Below are 16,184 nucleotides of genomic sequence, written 5' to 3'. Positions count from 1 at the left end.
GTCCCGTGTAAAAAGCAGTAAAAGCGTTCATGCCAGTCCGGAGCATCCACCGGGACTTGTCAATACGCGGGATGCGCGGATGCCATGGATAAGGGAGGAATCTGCCTTATGGATACCGATAAGAAGCGTTATTATATTTCCGTGAGCCATCAGCTGATTCAGGATGTGCCCAATGACTCCGCCGAATATGAGGTTCTGATGACCGAGACGGAAATGTCGAAGCTGCGGGATCTGCTGGAGGATCTCACCAAGGAAGACGAGTATGCGTTCAAGCGCACCTTTGTTCCGTATAAATCGGCCGACCATGATGATGCGGCTGATGAGTATAACGATAGACTGATCGCCGTGTATGCTTATCTGCATGAGATCGGGGACGAAAAAACGCGGCGCACGATCGAGGATATGAATATTTTAGGTAAAATGCAGCATACCGACTACCACGATGAAGGGTATGAAGGATCTCCTCTGAACAAATAAATGGACGATCCCCCTGTCCCTTTCCGGCCCTTGTCCCGCCTGACTTTCCGGTACCCCGGTACATGGAATCCGGGCGGATGGCAGGGGCTTTTGCGGCCTTTACAGGATTGCTGCACTGCCGTCTTGCTTTGCTTCCCACTCCTATTTTCAGGTAAAATATAACCATAGATAGAATGATTTAAAGAAGGCATTTCTTTCATTCTACAGCACCCCAATTTGCAGATAGGTAGGAGATTGGCATGAACGAACAGCAGAACCCACAGCTAGTCGTAAGTCCCGTAACGTTGAAAGACCTCCATCAGCTCGATATAGATAACAACCTGCTCCGTCAATTTGAAGAGTGGAAGAAGCTTCCGATGCTGTACAAACTGGCCCTGGAGGAGCTTCAGAGCAAAATCAAGCTGATCAAGACCGAACTGAAGCTGCAGGACGGTTACAGCCCTATCGAACATATCAAGGTCCGGATCAAGGAACCCAAGAGCATCATGAACAAAATGGAGCGCAAAGGATATGAGCTGACGATGGATAATATCCTGAACCATATCCATGATATCGCCGGCATGCGGATCGTCTGCGCGTTTGTCCAGGACATTTACCGGCTGCTTGACCATTTATCCCACCGCGACGACATCCGGCTGATCGAGGTCAAGGATTATATCGCCCATCCGAAGCCGAACGGCTACCAGAGCCTGCACGTCATCGTGGCCGTGCCGCTGATCCTGATCGAAGGCACCCGCTGGATGAAGGTTGAAATCCAGATGCGAACCCTGGCCATGGATTTCTGGGCGAGCATGGAGCATATTATTTTCTACAAATATGACAAGCAGGTTCCGCCGCATGTGGTGGCCGAGCTGAAAGAAGCTTCCCTGGCCGCCGACAAGCTGGATCACCAGATGCTCAGGCTCCGCCAGGAGATTCTTGCGGAGAATGGCGATTTGATCGAGGGAGCCCTGCATGAAATGCATGAGGAAGAAAGCTGACGCCGATTGAAAGCCTGGCTTTGTCTTGAAGGTTGCGAAGAAGAACAGCGACAGGTATCAAGATAAATAATGTTTGACTAGTGAAAAAAAAGCCGTCCCCCTAACGAGGGGACGGCTTTTGGGCGTACAGCAAGGTGAACGCCGTTACAGCTTTATGTTCGCTTCGTCAAAATAATCCTCGAGCGCAAGCCCGCTGCGGGCGATATCCGGTGCCAGGTCCGTTCCGACATAGCGGATGTGCCACGGCTCGTACACGTAGCCGGTCACGTTCTCCAGTCCATCGGGATACCGGACGATAAAGCCGTATTCCGCCGCATGCGCCGCAAGCCAGTGCCCTTCCTCGGATGAGCCGAATACGGCCCCCAGCACGTTGCCGACGCTGGGGCTCGAAACGTCCATCGTCAGGCCCGTCTGATGCTCGCTCGTCCCAGGGACGGCGCTGACGCGGGCGGCTTCTTCGGCCCCCTTGGTGCGGACATGCTGCCCGTAAACGGCCTGCTGGCGCTCATATGAGCGGTAGCCGGAGACGGCCCGCAGCTCCAAGCCGGCCTGCGACGCCCCGGCGAACAGCTTTTCGAGCGCGGCGGCGGCTTCCTTTCGCAGCTGCCGTTTCTCATGGTGCCCGTCGAACGTAAAGGGCACGTCCGGTTCTACGAGATCGCCAGGCGCATACCCTTCCGGAAGGCTGCGCTGCTTGTTGACCACCACGGTGACCGCATCCGGATTGGTCACCACCTGCTTCCCGTTCACGGTCCGGGCCGTAGCCTGCAGCGAATTTTCGCTGCGCTTGGCCAGGACGGGGTCGGCGACCCGCTCAAGGCCCGCCTGCCCTCCCGCACCCGAACCTCCGGGAGCCTGAAGGGCTTGTCCGCTCTCCCGTCCTGCCCCCTCCGACCGCTCGCAGCCGCCAAGAACAGCGGACGCCGAAATCATCAGAGCCGCCAGAAGGCAGGCGCCCCGGCTTCCGGCGCGGGACGGCCCGGTCATGTTCTGTTCTCCGAAGCCGGAGCCGGAGCCGGGGCCAGCCCAGCGGCAGCCGATGGTACCCGCTTCAGCTGCTCCTTGGCTCTCGCCGCCGTCTGCGACTTGATCGAGCGGATCACCTGCCGGGCTGCCGTCACCTTGGGCAGGAGGCCCGACCAATCCTCCTCCGGCATATCCTTGGCGGGCACCGCCTTCAGATCGACGGCCACCTCCCGGTACGGCGCTCCCGGCTCATGCAGCATGCCCTGCTGAGCCGCTTCCGCCAGCCATTCGCCGGGAGACGGGCCGCCTTTGCCCTTCTCCTCAAGGGAGGACAAATCGCCGGCGGCCAGCTTGGCGTCACCCGGCGGCAGGGAATCGGCCCAGTCGCCGAAGACCCGGCCGAGCAGCTCCTCGCGGGGAAGCCCCAGCAGCGCCAGCATTAGAAGCGGCTCCTCCGCCAAGCGCTGACGGATGGCCAGCATTGACTGCGAAGCGTGGGAGCATCCGTCTGTGCCGCAGCGGCAGACCGCCTCGCTCCAAGTCAGGGCGTCTTGCCCCAGCAGCTCATCCAGCCAGGGCAGCCGGCTGCCCTGAAGCAGTAAATACAGGTCGGCGGGGCAATCGGCCAGCCTCTCCACAATGGCATCTGCGGGCACTTCTCCGTCTGCCGTCACCGGAATGCCGAGGTTCCATTCCTCGCGGCCTTCTGCTGTTTTCCCTTGGGCCCGGATCAATCCGGGTTCCGCTTCCACGATCAGCTCCGTTCGGTCTTTGCCTTGTGCCTTCATCCTTTGTTCCCTCCTTTGTGGAGACTCTGAATCAGCCTCCTGCACTGCTGCGCTGAACCATAGTATACCCTTGCAGAAACTACTTCATATCATTTCCATCCGAAGCGCGATCAAGGTACAGCCTTAATCTGGCTTAGAAGGCTCAAAGCCAATTCTGCATCCTACATCCAGTCTTCCCCTTGCAGCATGATCAGTTCCTTCAGCTCGTGATCCGACATCTCGGTCAGCCACGTTTCTCCCGAACCGACGACCTGCTCGGAAAGCGACTTTTTATGTTCAATCAGCTCATCGATCCGTTCCTCGAGCGTCCCTTGGCAGATCAGCTTGTGAACCTGCACGTTTTTCTGCTGTCCGATCCGGAATACCCGGTCCGTCGCCTGGTTCTCCACCGCCGGATTCCACCACCGGTCGTAATGCAGAACATGATTGGCCCGGGTCAGATTCAGACCGACGCCCCCCGCCTTCAGCGACAATACAAAGAAGGACGGGCCCTCGCCCTCCTGAAAGGCAAGAACCATGTCGTCGCGCTCCTGTTTGGACACGCCGCCATGAAGGAAAAACGGCGCCCTGCCGTAACGCTCCTTCAGCCGGGACACCAGAAGATGCCCCATCGCCACGTACTGCGTGAAGATCAGCGCCGACTCCCGGTTTTCCTGGATGTTGTCAAGCAGATCGAAGAGCCGCTCCATTTTCCCCGAAGACTCGGCCTTGGCGCCCCGCGCGTCTTCCCTGCCGAGCAGAAGCGGCGAGTCGCAAATCTGCTTCAGCTTCGTCAGCGAGGACAGCACCAGCCCTTTCCGGGCGATCCCTGTCTGCTGTCCGATCTGGCCCATCATCTGGTCCACGACCGACTGGTACATCGCTCCCTGTACCTCGGTCAGCGTGCAGTAAGACTTAATTTCCAGCTTTTCCGGCAGATCCTTGCGGATGTCGGGATCGCTCTTCAGGCGTCTCATCATGAAAGGCGATACAAGCTTATGCAGCTCCTGCAGCTTCCCTGGCGCGACCTCCCCCGTCGTGTACCGCTGCCGGAACGAAGTGGAGGAACCGAGATAACCCGGATTGAGGAATTGGAAAATCGACCACAGCTCTCCAAGGCGGTTCTCCACCGGCGTCCCGGTCATCGCGATGCGGTGCGGCGCCGACAGCTTCATGACGCTCTGCGCCTGCTTGGTCCGGTAGTTCTTAATGTACTGGGCTTCGTCCAGCACGACGGTGGACCACAGAACCGAGGCCAGGTCGGCGCCGTCCCTTCCGGCCAAATGGTAGGTTGTCAGCACGACGTCATGCCGGAGCGCCTGCTCCAGAAATTCGTCCCCGTGAAGGCGGCGGTTGCCGTGATGAATGTACAGCTCGAGCCCGGGGGCAAAACGCTGCATTTCGCGCTGCCAGTTGCCGAGCAGCGAGGTCGGGCACACGATCAGCACGGGAGGATTGCCCTCCTTATGCTGCTCCAGCAGGCAGGTGATCACCTGCACCGTCTTCCCGAGACCCATGTCATCGGCCAGGCAGACGCCGAAGCCCATATCGCGCATCGCAGCCAGCCATTGGTAGCCCCGCTCCTGATAAGGGCGGAGTACGCCATGCAGCGAAGCGGGAACCGGGCGGACAGGCACCTTCTTCGGCCCCTCCTCGCCTAGAAGGGACTGCAGGTAGCCGATGGTCTCCAGCTCCAGCACCGGAATACCCTTCCAGGTGCGTTCGCCGTCTTCTCCTGCACTGAGATGCATCCAGTCGGACATGTTCATTTCGCCTTCGTCATGCTTCTTGATATAGCGCAGCACCTGACGGATTTCCTTCAGATCCAGCTCGATCCATTCCCCGCGGAACTTCACGTACGGCAGGGTCGATTCGGCCAGCTCGGCCAGTTCCTCCCGGGTTAGGGTGAGGCCCTCAAGGGCGGCTTCGACCCGGAAGGAGACAAGCTGCTCCAGGCCAACGACCGGATGGCCCGGCGCGCCTCCGCCTGCACCTTCCGCCAGCATCTTTAGCGATAATCCCACGCGGCGGCGCCCCTTCCGGCTCCACCGGGAGGGCATCTGGACCGTGATGCCGGCTTTCGTCAGCTTCGGAACGGAGAGGCGGACAAAGGCGATCATCTCCTCCGTGGTGAGCTCGAGGCTCTCCGGAGCAGGGCCCCTCAGCGCTTCGGCCAATTCCGGGGACAGCCTCGACGCATCGCCGAGCGCATGGAGCATTTGCTCCTGAACATTCGGAAAGACGCGGCCGCGGCGGCTGATATTCCGCTCCCGATATGACCAGATGGCCCGGATGGGAATCCATGACCCGAACTCATCCTGAAACTCAGCCCAGAACGAGACGCACCAGCGTTCCTCTTCCTCGGTATGGCAGGGCTCCAGCCGCAGTCCCAGCTGCATTCGGCCTTGTGCCGCTGCATCCCCGCTTTCCACGGCCGGGACCGAGGTTCCCCCCATCTCTCCAACCGCAGATGCCAGCTCCTCCATCTCCTCTGTGCTGCCCTGGACCGGGATCATTCTGCTGGTGGTCAGAGCGCTGTTCCACCACAGCTCCGCCACCGGGGAATATCCTCTCCGGTATTCGGCATGGTAGCGGGAAAATTTGCTCTCGTTCTCACGAATCACTTCCCGTACCTGTGCATGGATCATGGCGCCCATAAACGAGTGCAGCAAAAATGCCCCCGCTTCCTCCTTCGTCATCGCATCCCTGCCGGATAGCGCAGGTACTCCAAGCGCCACAGGCGGCATCCCCGCCGCCAGCTGCAGGAAGCGCTCCGCGTCCTGCGGCTGGTTCAGGCTCGGCTTCCATTCCGCCGCCAGCGCATGCTCGCCCGATCTGCGGCGGGCGCCGTTCGTCGGCACCGGTGCCGTGCCCGGCGCAATACAGCCGCGCAGCATCAGCTCCAGGGCGAACCGGGCCGCCTGGGCCCAGTAACCCATCTCCGCTCCAGGCTCCATACCCGCCTGCCGGATGTATGCCTCATCCCATGCGAGAAGCAGGCTGAAGGCGTCTGCGGCGCTCAGGGCAAGTCCCTCCAGCGTTCTGCCCATGAGCTGGCGCCGTTCCCCTCGGCGGCTCGTTCGCTGAGCCGCATGCGCGGACGGGTATTTGAGCTCGGCCAGCCTGAGCGCAGCCTGGGCAAAAGGGCGCGTCCCGTCCGTCAGCGTCAGCTGCTTGACCACTTTGCTCCATGCATCCACTCTCGGTTCGGACATCTCTCCTGAAAAACAAAAAAACACATCGCCAAGCCATACGCCATAAAGCGGTTGATTCATGGTAGTCTCCTGTCGTATCCGTAGTTACACATATACTTCCATCTTATACGAAAACGCATGAATTTAAAAACGAGAACCGGGTCTTTTTTAGGCATTTTTCACTATTTTTTTATGCTTTTTTCCCACTATGGGGCCGCCTGGTCTTTCCCCAGCCTGATCCCGCCGAGTCAATGGAAACGCGTCTTATCGACGTACATGCCACGAAACCAGACCGCATTTAGCACGGTTATTCTTGCGGTATAAGGAACCCGATTTTCCGACGATCTAGCTTTTTTATATTTAAAATAACTAAAAAAGCCGGAACCGTCCCGGGAGCACAAAGCTCCCTGAACCGGTTCCGGCTTGAATACAACCATAAAATCCGTATTTAGGCCGATCAGGCAGAGATAACCGCCCACTGACCGCCTTCGGGCCGATCCTCGACCTGAATGATCAGGTCGCCGCTTCGGTCATCGACGGCCCAGCCGAGCGCCCCCTGCTCCATTTGCTCTGGCGTCAGCTGTCCGAGCCCTTCGACTTCAGCCGGGCGGAACTTCGGCCGGCGCAGCACGATCCGCAGCCGGCTGCGCCGCGCTTCGTACTGCCGGTGCGGGTAAGCATACGAAAGCACAAACTTACCTTGCTCAGCCCGCGTCTCGAGCAACAATTCACTGTATGCTCCGACTTCGTAGCCGTAGCTCACCCCGTCATCCTCATACAGGCGGTAAGCGGTTTGGAAATCGCCGTCTGCTTCCGCGCCGTACACATGGAACGTTACCGTATCGTCCGCTTCGTCTTCCGCATGCTGTTTCAGCGGACCTTCCGCGATTATGCTGCCGGCTTTCACATAGACCGGCAAAACGGAGAGCGGACTGTGGGCCAGGATATACCGCCCGCCTTCATGTCCTTCGCCGGTCCAGTAGTCCAGCCAAGTCCCTTCGGGCAGGTATACGGCACGATGGTCGGTGTCCGGGCGATAGACCGGCGCGATCAGCACGTTGTCGCCGAGCAGGAATTGGTCGCACAGATTCGTCACGTTCGGATCGTGCGGATACTCCAGAATGAGCGGGCTAATGACCGGCAGCCCGGTCACGGACGCCTCATGGAACAGGTTGTACATTTGCGGCATCCAGCGGTAGCGCAACCCGATGTACTCCCGCAGGATGGCTTCGGCCTCTTCCCCGAAGGACCACGGCTCCTGCCGCACCGTTTCCAAGGCCGAGTGATTCCGGCAGTACGGGAAGAAGACGCCCATCTGCGTCCAGCGGATCAGAAGCTCCGCGGAGGTATGGTGGGCGAAGCCGCCGATATCCGGACCCGCAAACGCCAGGCCGGAGAGCCCCATGTTCAGCACCATCGGCATGGCCATGGCCATATGCTCCCAGAAGCTCCGGTTGTCGCCCGTCCAGACGGCCGCATACCGCTGGATGCCCGCGTACCCGGCGCGGGTCAGCACAAACGGGCGGCGGCGGTCCAGCTGCTCTTTCATGCCTTCAAAGGTCGATTTGGACATGAGCAGGCCGTAGAGGTTGTGCAGCTCCTCATGCGTCAGCGGCTTGCCGTTGTTGCGGTGCATCACGTCCAGGTCCATCGTCTTGGACTCGTTGAACACCGCCGGCTCGTTCATGTCGTTCCAGATGCCTTCGATGCCGAGTTCGGTATAGAAGGCATGCTGATCCGCCCACCACTTCGCCGTGCGGTCGTCGGTGAAATCCGGGAAGGCGCTTGTCCCCGGCCATACCTCGCCGAAGAACAGATCTCCCTCCAGTTTCCTGCAGAAATGGTCTTCCCGGATCCCTTCCTGATAAACCGGGTATTTTGCATCCTTCTTGACGCCGGGATCCACAATCGGCACGATCCGGATCCCCATCTCCCGCAGCTCGCGGATCATGCCGGCCGGATCCGGAAACCGCACCGGATCGAAAGTAAACACCCGGTATTCGTCCATATAATGAATATCCAAGTAAATGACGTCGCACGGAATCTGCTTCGCCCGGAACGTCCGGCCGAGCTCCAGCACCTCCTGCTGGTTCATGTAGCTGTAACGGGACTGATGATACCCGATCGCCCATTTCGGCGGCAGCTTGATCCGCCCGGTCAGAGCGGTGTAGCGCTTGACGACATCCTTCAGCTCCGGCCCGTTGATGAAGTACAGGTCGTAGCTGCCGGTCGTGCAGCTGACCGTGAAGGCGACTCCATGGCTGCGCATGTCGAAATCCGAGCGTCCCGGATTATCGAGGAACAGTCCGCAGCTAACGCAGCCGTGCATATGAATCAGCAGCGGAATCGATTCGTACAGCGCCTCGATCTCCGGCATATGCGGAGCATAAACGTCAGTGTTCCAGTTGGTGTACCGCTCGCGCGCGTTTATCGAGGAAGCTCGATTTCTCCCCGAGTCCGTAGAAATGGGAATCCTGCGGCATGTCGTACACGCCGGTGGCCGATCCGTCCGGGCTGAAGGTGATGCTCTTCTGCTCGGCCAGTACGTTTCCTCCCCGGTCTCTTACGGTCAGGGACAATCCCAGCTTGTCCAGCGTCACTTCCAGCGACGCCGTGCGGAACCGGACGCCTCCTTCCGTCTCCTCCAGCTCCGCCTGAACTTCGCCCCCAGCCGCAGCGGCCGGGTCGATAGCGATGGTGGTCGACATCTCCGGCTCTGTCCCGCGGAAGTATTTGATGCGCAGCATGTCGTCCGTGACGAATTCCACGGCCGCTCCCCCGCGGTCCGTTCGTACCCAGTAGGTTTTTTCTCTTTTCTCAACGCCGGTATACATGCCCAGGTTCTCCCAAGCCTCCTGCACAATGACAGGTCCGTCTTTATCCGGCCGGATTGCTTCACTGCCCTCCATATTCGGCTTCCCTCCTCTAAGATGAAGAGGCTCCCTTTCATTGGTTCAAAAGGAAGCCTCCAGGTCGTTCGAATGCTGATTAATCTTATTTCTTCAAATTATCCCACGTATTTTGGAAGTCCTCGAGCAGCTTGGCCTTGTCGGTCTTGCCAGCGATGTACGCCTGCATGCTTGCGCCGAACTCGTTCCATGCTCCTTCCGGGAATCTCGCAAACTGCCAGCTCAGCAGCTTGTTCTCTTTGCTGTAATTCAGCACTTCCGCGCCGAGCGCGCCCAGATCCTCTTCGGTAGCGTTAATGCTCTTGAAGGCAGGAATGAATTTGAATTCTTTGGTGATGTAGTTTTTGCCCTCGTCGGATGTGACGAGCCAATTCAGGAATTCCTTCGCGTCATCCTTCACCTTGGAGTTTTTGTTGATAACCCAGTTGTTCGGCACGCCGACGAGCAGCTTGTCGTTCTCCGCCGCATTGTCGTTGATCGGCATTGGCAGGATACCAATGTTCATGTTCGGCGTGATGCCGTCGATCTGCACCTGCGTCCAGTTACCCTGCTGCGTCATAGCCGCCTGTCCGTTCGCAAACATCGTCATTTCCGTGTTGTAGTCGGTCGTCAGCGGATTTTTGTTGCTGTATTTCAGCGTCAGGTCAAACAGGTTCATGAACTGTTCCATTTGCTCGTTGCCGGCAAACTTGGCCGTTCCGTTGTTGAGGCCTTCAATGAAAGCGCCCGGATCCTTCTGATGCGCAAAAGCCACGTTCAGGGAGTGCTGGCCGAGAATCCAGCCTTCCTGGTATCCGTTGACGAAGGGGGTGATGCCCGCGTCTTGAAGCTTTTTGGCGGCGGCCTCAAGCTCGGTTAACGTCTTGGGAACGTCGGTAATGCCCGCCTTTTTGAATAAGTCTTTATTGTAGACAAAGCCGTAGCCTTCCAGATTCATCGGCATGCCGTACACTTTGCCGTCCTTGGAGATTTGGTCCTTGGCAACATCCACCATATCGCCGACCCATTTTTCGCCCGACAGGTCCTCCAGCTTGGCCTGCCACGTATCCAGATCGGTATAACCGCCTACGTTGAAAATATCCGGCTCCTCGCCCGAAGCGAATTTCGCCTTCAGCGCCGCTCCGTAATCCGAACCGCCGCCCACGGTCTGAATGTCGAGCTTGACGCCAGGATGGCTGGCTTCATAGTCGGCTTTCAGCTTGTTCAGCGCCTCGGCGATCTCTACCTTGAATTGGAAAATGTGAATCGTCTTGGTGCCGCCGCTCGCGCCTTCGGCGCTTTTATCTGTTTTGGAACCGCAGCCGGCCAGTACGACAGAAAGGGCCAGCACGGAAGCCAGCGCCATTTTGGTCCGTTTTTTCATGATTAAGAATCCTCCCTTTTCTTCTTGCGTATCAAGCGGAATGCTTCATTAAACTGTTCTCTTGTTGAAATCGCTTACTCCCTCATTATAGGAAACGGCCTGTCCCCCCGGCACTTACGATATTGATCAAACAGGGGGAAGGGATTGACCTGTTGTTCGCCGTTGCAGGGCTTTAGCCTTTCACCGCCCCCTGCGTAATACCTTCGACGATATATTTTTGCATGGCCAGGAAAAAGACGATGACCGGCAGAATGCCTAGAACAAGCGCCGGCAGGGCCAGGTCCCACTGCTTCGTGAACTGTCCGAAAAAGGCGAAGGTCGCGATCGGAATCGTCCGCAGATCCGGGCTTTGCAGCACCAGCGACGGCAGCAGGTAATCGTTCCAGATCCAGAGCGTGTTCAAAATGATGACGGTGACGAACATCGGCTTCATCAGCGGAACGACGATCCGGAAGAACGTCCCGTAAATATTCGTTCCGTCCACCGTGGCGGCTTCTTCGATTTCCAGCGGAATCGATTTGACGAAACCGTGGAACAGGAACACCGTCATCGGCACCCCGAAGCCGAGGTAGCAGGCGATGAGTCCGGGAATGCTGTTCATCAGGCCCAGCGTGCTGGTGACTTTGACCAGCGGAATCATGATGGATTGAAACGGAATGACCATCGCGGCCACGAAAATCATAAACAGGAAGCGGTTGAACCGCGAATTGTGCCGCACCATCCGGTACGAAGCCATGGCGCTGAACAGCGCCAGCAGCACGTTGCTGATCACAGTAATGACCAGCGAGTTCCACAGCGCCGACGGGAAGTTGGTCAGGTCCCAGGCCCGGCTGTAATTGTGCCACTCAAAGGTTTTCGGCCAGCTGGCGGAGTTCGTCAGCAGGTCGCCGAATGTTTTCACCGAGTTAACGAACAAAAAGTAGAACGGGACCAGGAAGAGCAGCGCAACCAGCACCATGATGATTTCGGTAACGAGCGTCCCCCAGCGGTATTGTTTGGATGCTTCCATCACGATTCGACCTCCTTGCTTTTCGTGATCTTAACCTGAAGGCTGGTTATGACGGCAACCACGACGAAGAAGATGATCGCTTTGGCGGTTCCGAGCCCGTAACGGTTGTTCTGGAATGCTTCATTATAAATGTTGAGCGCTACCGACTCCGTGGAGCGGAATGGTCCGCCCTTCGTCAGCGACAGGTTCAGGTCGAACATCTTGAACGACCAGGAAATGGCCAGGAACAGACAGACGGTAACGGCCGGCATCACCAGCGGCACAATGACCGATTTCAGGATTTGCAGCTTGCTGGCCCCGTCGATTTCAGCGGCCTCAAGGATATCTTTAGGGATATTATTGATCGAAGAAATATAAATGACCATCAGGTAGCCCGCAGTCTGCCAGACGAACACGATGACGATGCCCCAGAAGGCCGTCGTTTCGTCCCCCAGCCAAGGCAGGTTGAAGAAGTGCCAGCCGGTGGCGCTGCCGAGCGCCGAGAAACCCTTTACAAAGATAAACTGCCAAATAAATCCAAGCAACAGCCCGCCGATGACGTTCGGCATAAAGAATATCGTCCGCAGCACATTGCGCGACTTCAAAGGCTTGGTCAGAAAATAGGCCAGAAAAAATCCGAGCACATTGGTTACAATAATGCCGATGACGGTGAACCTTACCGTAAACCAGAAAGCCTTCCCAAAATCGGGATCATTGGTTATGATTTGTTTGAAATTGTCGAATCCGACCCAGGTGACGTCGCCGGATACCCCGTTCCAGTCGGTAAAGGAATAATATAAGCCCAGCAGGAACGGAACGACAATGATGATGAGAAAAAAAATCGTGGATGGCCCCACGAATATCAGCTGCTGGAGCAGCCCGGATGACTTTTGCCGATTCATCCTGATCTCCCCTTTTCATTCGTATATGACTACTTCAGTATGAGGGAAGCGGTTCTTCAATAACACGGAGGATCGTGAACCGTTAGGGGGAAAATATTGATATGACATACCTCACGCACCCCGAAAGAGTGGTGTTTCCATGAAGTTCCGCAGCATCCGTTCGCGGCTGATTCAGTTTATGCTGCTGGCGACGACCGTCCCGCTGCTGCTCTCCATTACGATTACTTATATCCACACCAAGGAGACGATCAAAGAGCAGGCACTCGAAGAAAACCGGAACCTGATCTACCAGGGCAAGGTCAATTTGACGAACTATCTGAACAGCATCAACCAGGCTTCGCTCACCCTGTACACGGACGCCAATTTCCTGCGCAACCTGCGGAAAATCCCGGACGACTACCGGGCGGTGGCCGAGGTGTATACGTCCTTGCAAAATATTTTAAACACGGTGCACGGCATCGAGCGGATTTACCTGCACGCCACCCAGTCCGGCCAATCCACCTTGGTTACCCCTGCGATCTACCCGAAGCGGGAGTACCGGACCGAGCCCTACATTTCGACCCAAGGGTATGAAAAATATACGACGGCGATCGAGCCGACCCATAAAAGCCATGACTATGGTTTTCCCCCGTCGCCGACCTCCTACTCGGACAAAATGGTCTTCACCTTCCACCGGTCCATCACCAACGTGCCGTCGGAGAAGGTGCTGGCCCTGCTGGCGATCGACGTCAGCCTGGATTCGGTGGCGGATATTGCCGAGCAGCTGTTCAACAAGGACAAGGAGCAGCTGCTGGTCGTCGACCAGGGCGGCACGGTCGTCTATTCCGGGCGGGACAGCCAGCTCGGCACCCAGGTCACGGACAAGGAACTGCTGGAGCGAATCAAGGGAACGCAGACCGAGGGCTTTTTCGAAAGCGGCGGCGCCATGAACGTATTCGAGAAGATGCAGACGCCTTATACCGAATGGACCATTATTAAAAGAATTCCGAACAGCACGCTGTACGAGCGCGCGAGACAATTGACCCAGATTAACGCTGCTATTGCGGTCATCGCTTTGGGGGTCATCATTTTCGGCACGCTGTTCATTTCCATCCGGATCACCGATCCGATCAAGAAGCTGACCAGCTACATGAATCGGATTCAATCCGGCCAGCTCGACGTCGACATTTCCTGGAACCGGCAGGACGAGACGGGCATTATGTTCACCCGCTTCAGGCAGATGATGGATACGATCAACAACCTGATCCTGCGGGAATACCGGCTGGAGCTGGCGAACAAGACCAACCAGCTCAAAGCGCTGCAGGCCCAGATCAACCCCCATTTTCTATACAACACCCTGCAGTCGATCGGAACACTGGCGCTGCAAAATAACGTTCCGCGGATTTACGCCCTGCTCTCTTCCCTGGCCAAAATCATGCGCTACAGCATGCGCAACAACGACGTGCTGGTGACGCTGAGGGACGAGGCCGATCACGTCCGGCTCTATCTGGACTTGCAGAAGGAACGCTTCGGGGACCAGCTCGTTTACACGCTGGATCTGGCGCCGGATACGCTGGATGTGCCCATGCCGAAAATGATCCTTCAGCCGCTGATCGAAAATTACTTTAAGCACGGCATGGATCACGAAGGCCGTCAGGGCAGGGTTCGCATCGAAAGCCGGATGAAGGAAGACGGCGTACTGCAGATCGTGATTGAAAATAACGGCACCCGGATCGAGCCGGGGAAGCTTGCCATGCTGCAGGAACAGCTGGCTGGCCGGGGAAACGGCGAACCGGAGGACGAATGGGCAGGCGAAAACGGAGAAATCGGGGTGCGCAACGTCCTGCTTCGTCTGCAGCTGTATACGCATCATGACGTCGGCATGCGGATCGAAAACCTCGAGCCGCAGGGAGTCCGTATTTCCTTGGAAATGGATACAGAAGATATACATGCCGATGAAAACAAAACGGCAGAAGCCCGCACAGAGGCTGGGCCGGGGGAAGTTCATACAGAGGAGAATTGACAGCCATGAAAGTGTTAATTGTAGACGATGAGATGCATGTCCGGGAAGCCATCAAGCTGCTCGGGGAATGGGAGCGCCATGGCATTACGGACATCCTGGAAGCGGCCGACGGGAAGTCGGCGGCGGAGATGATCGAGGAGCACGCTCCCCGGATCGTGATGACGGATATGCGCATGCCGCGTATGGACGGCACGCAGCTGATGGAATGGCTGAGCGGGAGCCATCCCGAGATGAAGACGATCGTCATCAGCGGTTATGACGATTTCGATCTGGTCCGCCATGCCATCCGCCACGGCGGGATGGACTACATCCTGAAACCGGTGGACCCCGCCGCCTTGAACGAGGCGCTGGAGAAAGCGGCCGAGGCCTGCCGGGAGGAGGAGTTGAAGCGGCAGCAGAGCAGCCGCCAGAGCATCGAGATGAACCGGATGCGGCCGCATTATGCCGACAAGCTGCTGTCCGATCTGATCGGCGGGCATGGGCACCGGGAGGAGATCCTCCAGCAGCTGCGGGAGGAATACGGCCTGCCGGAGCAAATCGACCGCTGCGCCGCGGCGGTCATCAGCACGGAGCAGCTGGACGAAGAGCTGCTGGAGAAGTTTGCCCGCATGAAGCAGCTGCTCTATTTTACGCTGACGAATATCGGCAACGAGCTGCTGTCGGCCAAACGAAAAGGGTTCGCCTTCCATCATCTGGCGAACCCTGAAGAAATCGTGCTGCTCCTATGGGATGACTCCATGCCTCTGTCCTCCCTGCTGGAGAACATCCACCGCGGCATTGACGCCACCCTGCACCGCAGCGTGCATATCGGCGCCGGGTCCTTCCAGCCGTTCCCGGAGGGCCTCGCCCGCTCCTATCAGGAGGCGCACCGGGCGCTCTGGCAGCGCAGCCTTCAGGGCCCCGCCGCCTGGCTCCATTCGCAGGGCGCCGCCGGCATGGCTGCTCCGCGGCCCCTGCGCCTGAGCGCGCACGAGGAGCAGTTCCGCCTGGCTGCGCTCAGCGGCAGCACCGAGCAGATTAGCGCCGCCGTGGACGGCTGGATGCAGGCCGTCCGGCAGCTCGATCGGGTGACGCCCGAGCAGCTGGTGCAGTGGAACGCGGAGTGGGACTGGATGCTGAAGCAGTGGATGGATCAGGGCGCCGAGGCAGCGGCGCCAAGTCCTGACAAGGACGCCCTGCTGGAGCTTCCCCGCTCCCTCCCGCTCGACAAGCATGGACGGCTGTCCTATGGCCTGTGGACTTCCCAATACGAGGGGCGGCTGACCGCAGCCAGCCGAATTTTGACGCAGAAGCATTCGCGGGAGAATCATATCATCCACGACATCGCCGCATACCTGGAAAGCCATTATGCCGAGGATATTTCCCTGCAGGAAATGGCCGCGCGCTTTTTTCTCAGCCGTGAATACATCTCCAGACGCTTCAAGCAGGAATTCCATGTGAACCTTTCCGACTTTCTCGCCCGGATCCGGATTCAGAAGGCCAAGCTGCTTCTGCACAATCCGCAGCTGCGCATCTCCCAGATTGCCGAAATGGTCGGTTATCAGGATGAGAAATACTTCAGCAAGGTGTTCAAGAAGCAGGAAGGCCGAACGCCGAACGAGTTTCGGAAGGACCTCGCGGCTCAGACGCACTGAGC

General features: G+C 57.9%; 12 protein-coding genes. 4 read left to right on the top strand and 8 right to left on the bottom strand.

The window, feature by feature from the left end:
- Nucleotides 1-108: 108 nt before the first annotated feature.
- The gene (locus tag FHS19_RS24535; protein WP_183584395.1) at nt 109-477 is read left to right on the top strand and encodes a hypothetical protein; all 369 of its coding nucleotides are present in this window, start codon (nt 109-111) and stop codon (nt 475-477) included.
- A gap of 239 nt (nt 478-716) precedes the next feature.
- Nucleotides 717-1,457 carry a GTP pyrophosphokinase gene (locus FHS19_RS24530; protein ID WP_183584394.1) on the top strand — a complete coding sequence of 247 codons (741 nt, stop codon included), beginning with the start codon at nt 717-719 and terminating at the stop codon, nt 1,455-1,457.
- A 144-nt stretch (nt 1,458-1,601) separates the two neighbouring features.
- On the opposite strand, the gene FHS19_RS24525 is transcribed toward FHS19_RS24530, so the two are convergent.
- The 8 genes from FHS19_RS24525 to FHS19_RS24495 all read right to left on the bottom strand — a co-directional run bounded on the left by FHS19_RS24525 (nt 1,602) and on the right by FHS19_RS24495 (nt 12,546).
- Complete coding sequence (locus tag FHS19_RS24525) at nt 1,602-2,444, bottom strand: M15 family metallopeptidase (RefSeq protein ID WP_183584597.1); 843 nt, start codon at nt 2,442-2,444, stop codon at nt 1,602-1,604.
- Complete coding sequence (locus tag FHS19_RS24520) at nt 2,441-3,211, bottom strand: hypothetical protein (protein WP_183584393.1); 771 nt, start codon at nt 3,209-3,211, stop codon at nt 2,441-2,443. Before FHS19_RS24520 ends, FHS19_RS24525 begins: the two co-directional genes overlap by 4 nt.
- A gap of 161 nt (nt 3,212-3,372) precedes the next feature.
- A complete protein-coding gene (locus tag FHS19_RS24515) occupies nt 3,373-6,465 on the bottom strand; it encodes a DEAD/DEAH box helicase (RefSeq protein WP_183584392.1) in 3,093 nt (1,030 codons plus the stop codon).
- A 376-nt stretch (nt 6,466-6,841) separates the two neighbouring features.
- The gene (locus tag FHS19_RS24510) at nt 6,842-8,761 is read right to left on the bottom strand and encodes a glycoside hydrolase family 31 protein (protein ID WP_312887323.1); all 1,920 of its coding nucleotides are present in this window, start codon (nt 8,759-8,761) and stop codon (nt 6,842-6,844) included.
- A gap of 16 nt (nt 8,762-8,777) precedes the next feature.
- A complete protein-coding gene (locus FHS19_RS35540; protein WP_312887322.1) occupies nt 8,778-9,293 on the bottom strand; it encodes an alpha-glucosidase domain-containing protein in 516 nt (171 codons plus the stop codon).
- An 85-nt stretch (nt 9,294-9,378) separates the two neighbouring features.
- Nucleotides 9,379-10,656 (bottom strand): ABC transporter substrate-binding protein, encoded by a 1,278-nt coding sequence (locus tag FHS19_RS24505; protein ID WP_183584391.1) that lies wholly within the window; start codon nt 10,654-10,656, stop codon nt 9,379-9,381.
- 172 nt (nt 10,657-10,828) lie between these two features.
- Nucleotides 10,829-11,665: a carbohydrate ABC transporter permease gene (locus FHS19_RS24500; RefSeq protein ID WP_183584390.1), complete on the bottom strand. Its 837-nt coding sequence runs from the start codon at nt 11,663-11,665 to the stop codon at nt 10,829-10,831.
- Nucleotides 11,665-12,546, bottom strand: coding sequence for a carbohydrate ABC transporter permease (locus FHS19_RS24495; protein ID WP_183584389.1), 882 nt, complete (start codon nt 12,544-12,546; stop codon nt 11,665-11,667). The genes FHS19_RS24500 and FHS19_RS24495 overlap by 1 nt, the downstream gene beginning before the upstream one ends.
- 139 nt (nt 12,547-12,685) lie before the next feature.
- Between FHS19_RS24495 and FHS19_RS24490 the strand changes: the two genes are divergently transcribed.
- Both FHS19_RS24490 and FHS19_RS24485 read left to right on the top strand, forming a co-directional pair.
- A complete protein-coding gene (locus tag FHS19_RS24490) occupies nt 12,686-14,548 on the top strand; it encodes a cache domain-containing sensor histidine kinase (protein ID WP_183584388.1) in 1,863 nt (620 codons plus the stop codon).
- A 5-nt stretch (nt 14,549-14,553) separates the two neighbouring features.
- The gene (locus FHS19_RS24485; protein WP_183584387.1) at nt 14,554-16,182 is read left to right on the top strand and encodes a response regulator; all 1,629 of its coding nucleotides are present in this window, start codon (nt 14,554-14,556) and stop codon (nt 16,180-16,182) included.
- Nucleotides 16,183-16,184: the final 2 nt, after the last annotated feature.

This window comes from Paenibacillus rhizosphaerae, from assembly GCF_014192015.1.
GTDB lineage: Bacteria > Bacillota > Bacilli > Paenibacillales > Paenibacillaceae > Paenibacillus_AQ > Paenibacillus_AQ rhizosphaerae.
The sequence above is the reverse complement of the archived record's forward strand: the minus strand, read 5'-3'. Positions and strand labels throughout refer to the sequence as shown.

Excerpts from the sequence above, each read along its gene's own strand:
- FHS19_RS24490 (WP_183584388.1), top strand. The coding sequence starts at position 12,686 with ATGAAGTTCCGCAGCATCCGTTCGCGGCTGATTCAGTTTATGCTGCTG.
- FHS19_RS24505 (WP_183584391.1), bottom strand. The coding sequence starts at position 10,656 with ATGAAAAAACGGACCAAAATGGCGCTGGCTTCCGTGCTGGCCCTTTCT.
- FHS19_RS24520 (WP_183584393.1), bottom strand. The coding sequence starts at position 3,211 with ATGAAGGCACAAGGCAAAGACCGAACGGAGCTGATCGTGGAAGCGGAA.
- FHS19_RS35540 (WP_312887322.1), bottom strand. The coding sequence starts at position 9,293 with ATGGAGGGCAGTGAAGCAATCCGGCCGGATAAAGACGGACCTGTCATT.
- FHS19_RS24515 (WP_183584392.1), bottom strand. The coding sequence starts at position 6,465 with ATGAATCAACCGCTTTATGGCGTATGGCTTGGCGATGTGTTTTTTTGT.
- FHS19_RS24525 (WP_183584597.1), bottom strand. The coding sequence starts at position 2,444 with ATGACCGGGCCGTCCCGCGCCGGAAGCCGGGGCGCCTGCCTTCTGGCG.
- FHS19_RS24500 (WP_183584390.1), bottom strand. The coding sequence starts at position 11,665 with ATGGAAGCATCCAAACAATACCGCTGGGGGACGCTCGTTACCGAAATC.
- FHS19_RS24510 (WP_312887323.1), bottom strand. The coding sequence starts at position 8,761 with ATGCCGGAGATCGAGGCGCTGTACGAATCGATTCCGCTGCTGATTCAT.
- FHS19_RS24495 (WP_183584389.1), bottom strand. The coding sequence starts at position 12,546 with ATGAATCGGCAAAAGTCATCCGGGCTGCTCCAGCAGCTGATATTCGTG.
- FHS19_RS24485 (WP_183584387.1), top strand. The coding sequence starts at position 14,554 with ATGAAAGTGTTAATTGTAGACGATGAGATGCATGTCCGGGAAGCCATC.
- FHS19_RS24530 (WP_183584394.1), top strand. The coding sequence starts at position 717 with ATGAACGAACAGCAGAACCCACAGCTAGTCGTAAGTCCCGTAACGTTG.
- FHS19_RS24535 (WP_183584395.1), top strand. The coding sequence starts at position 109 with ATGGATACCGATAAGAAGCGTTATTATATTTCCGTGAGCCATCAGCTG.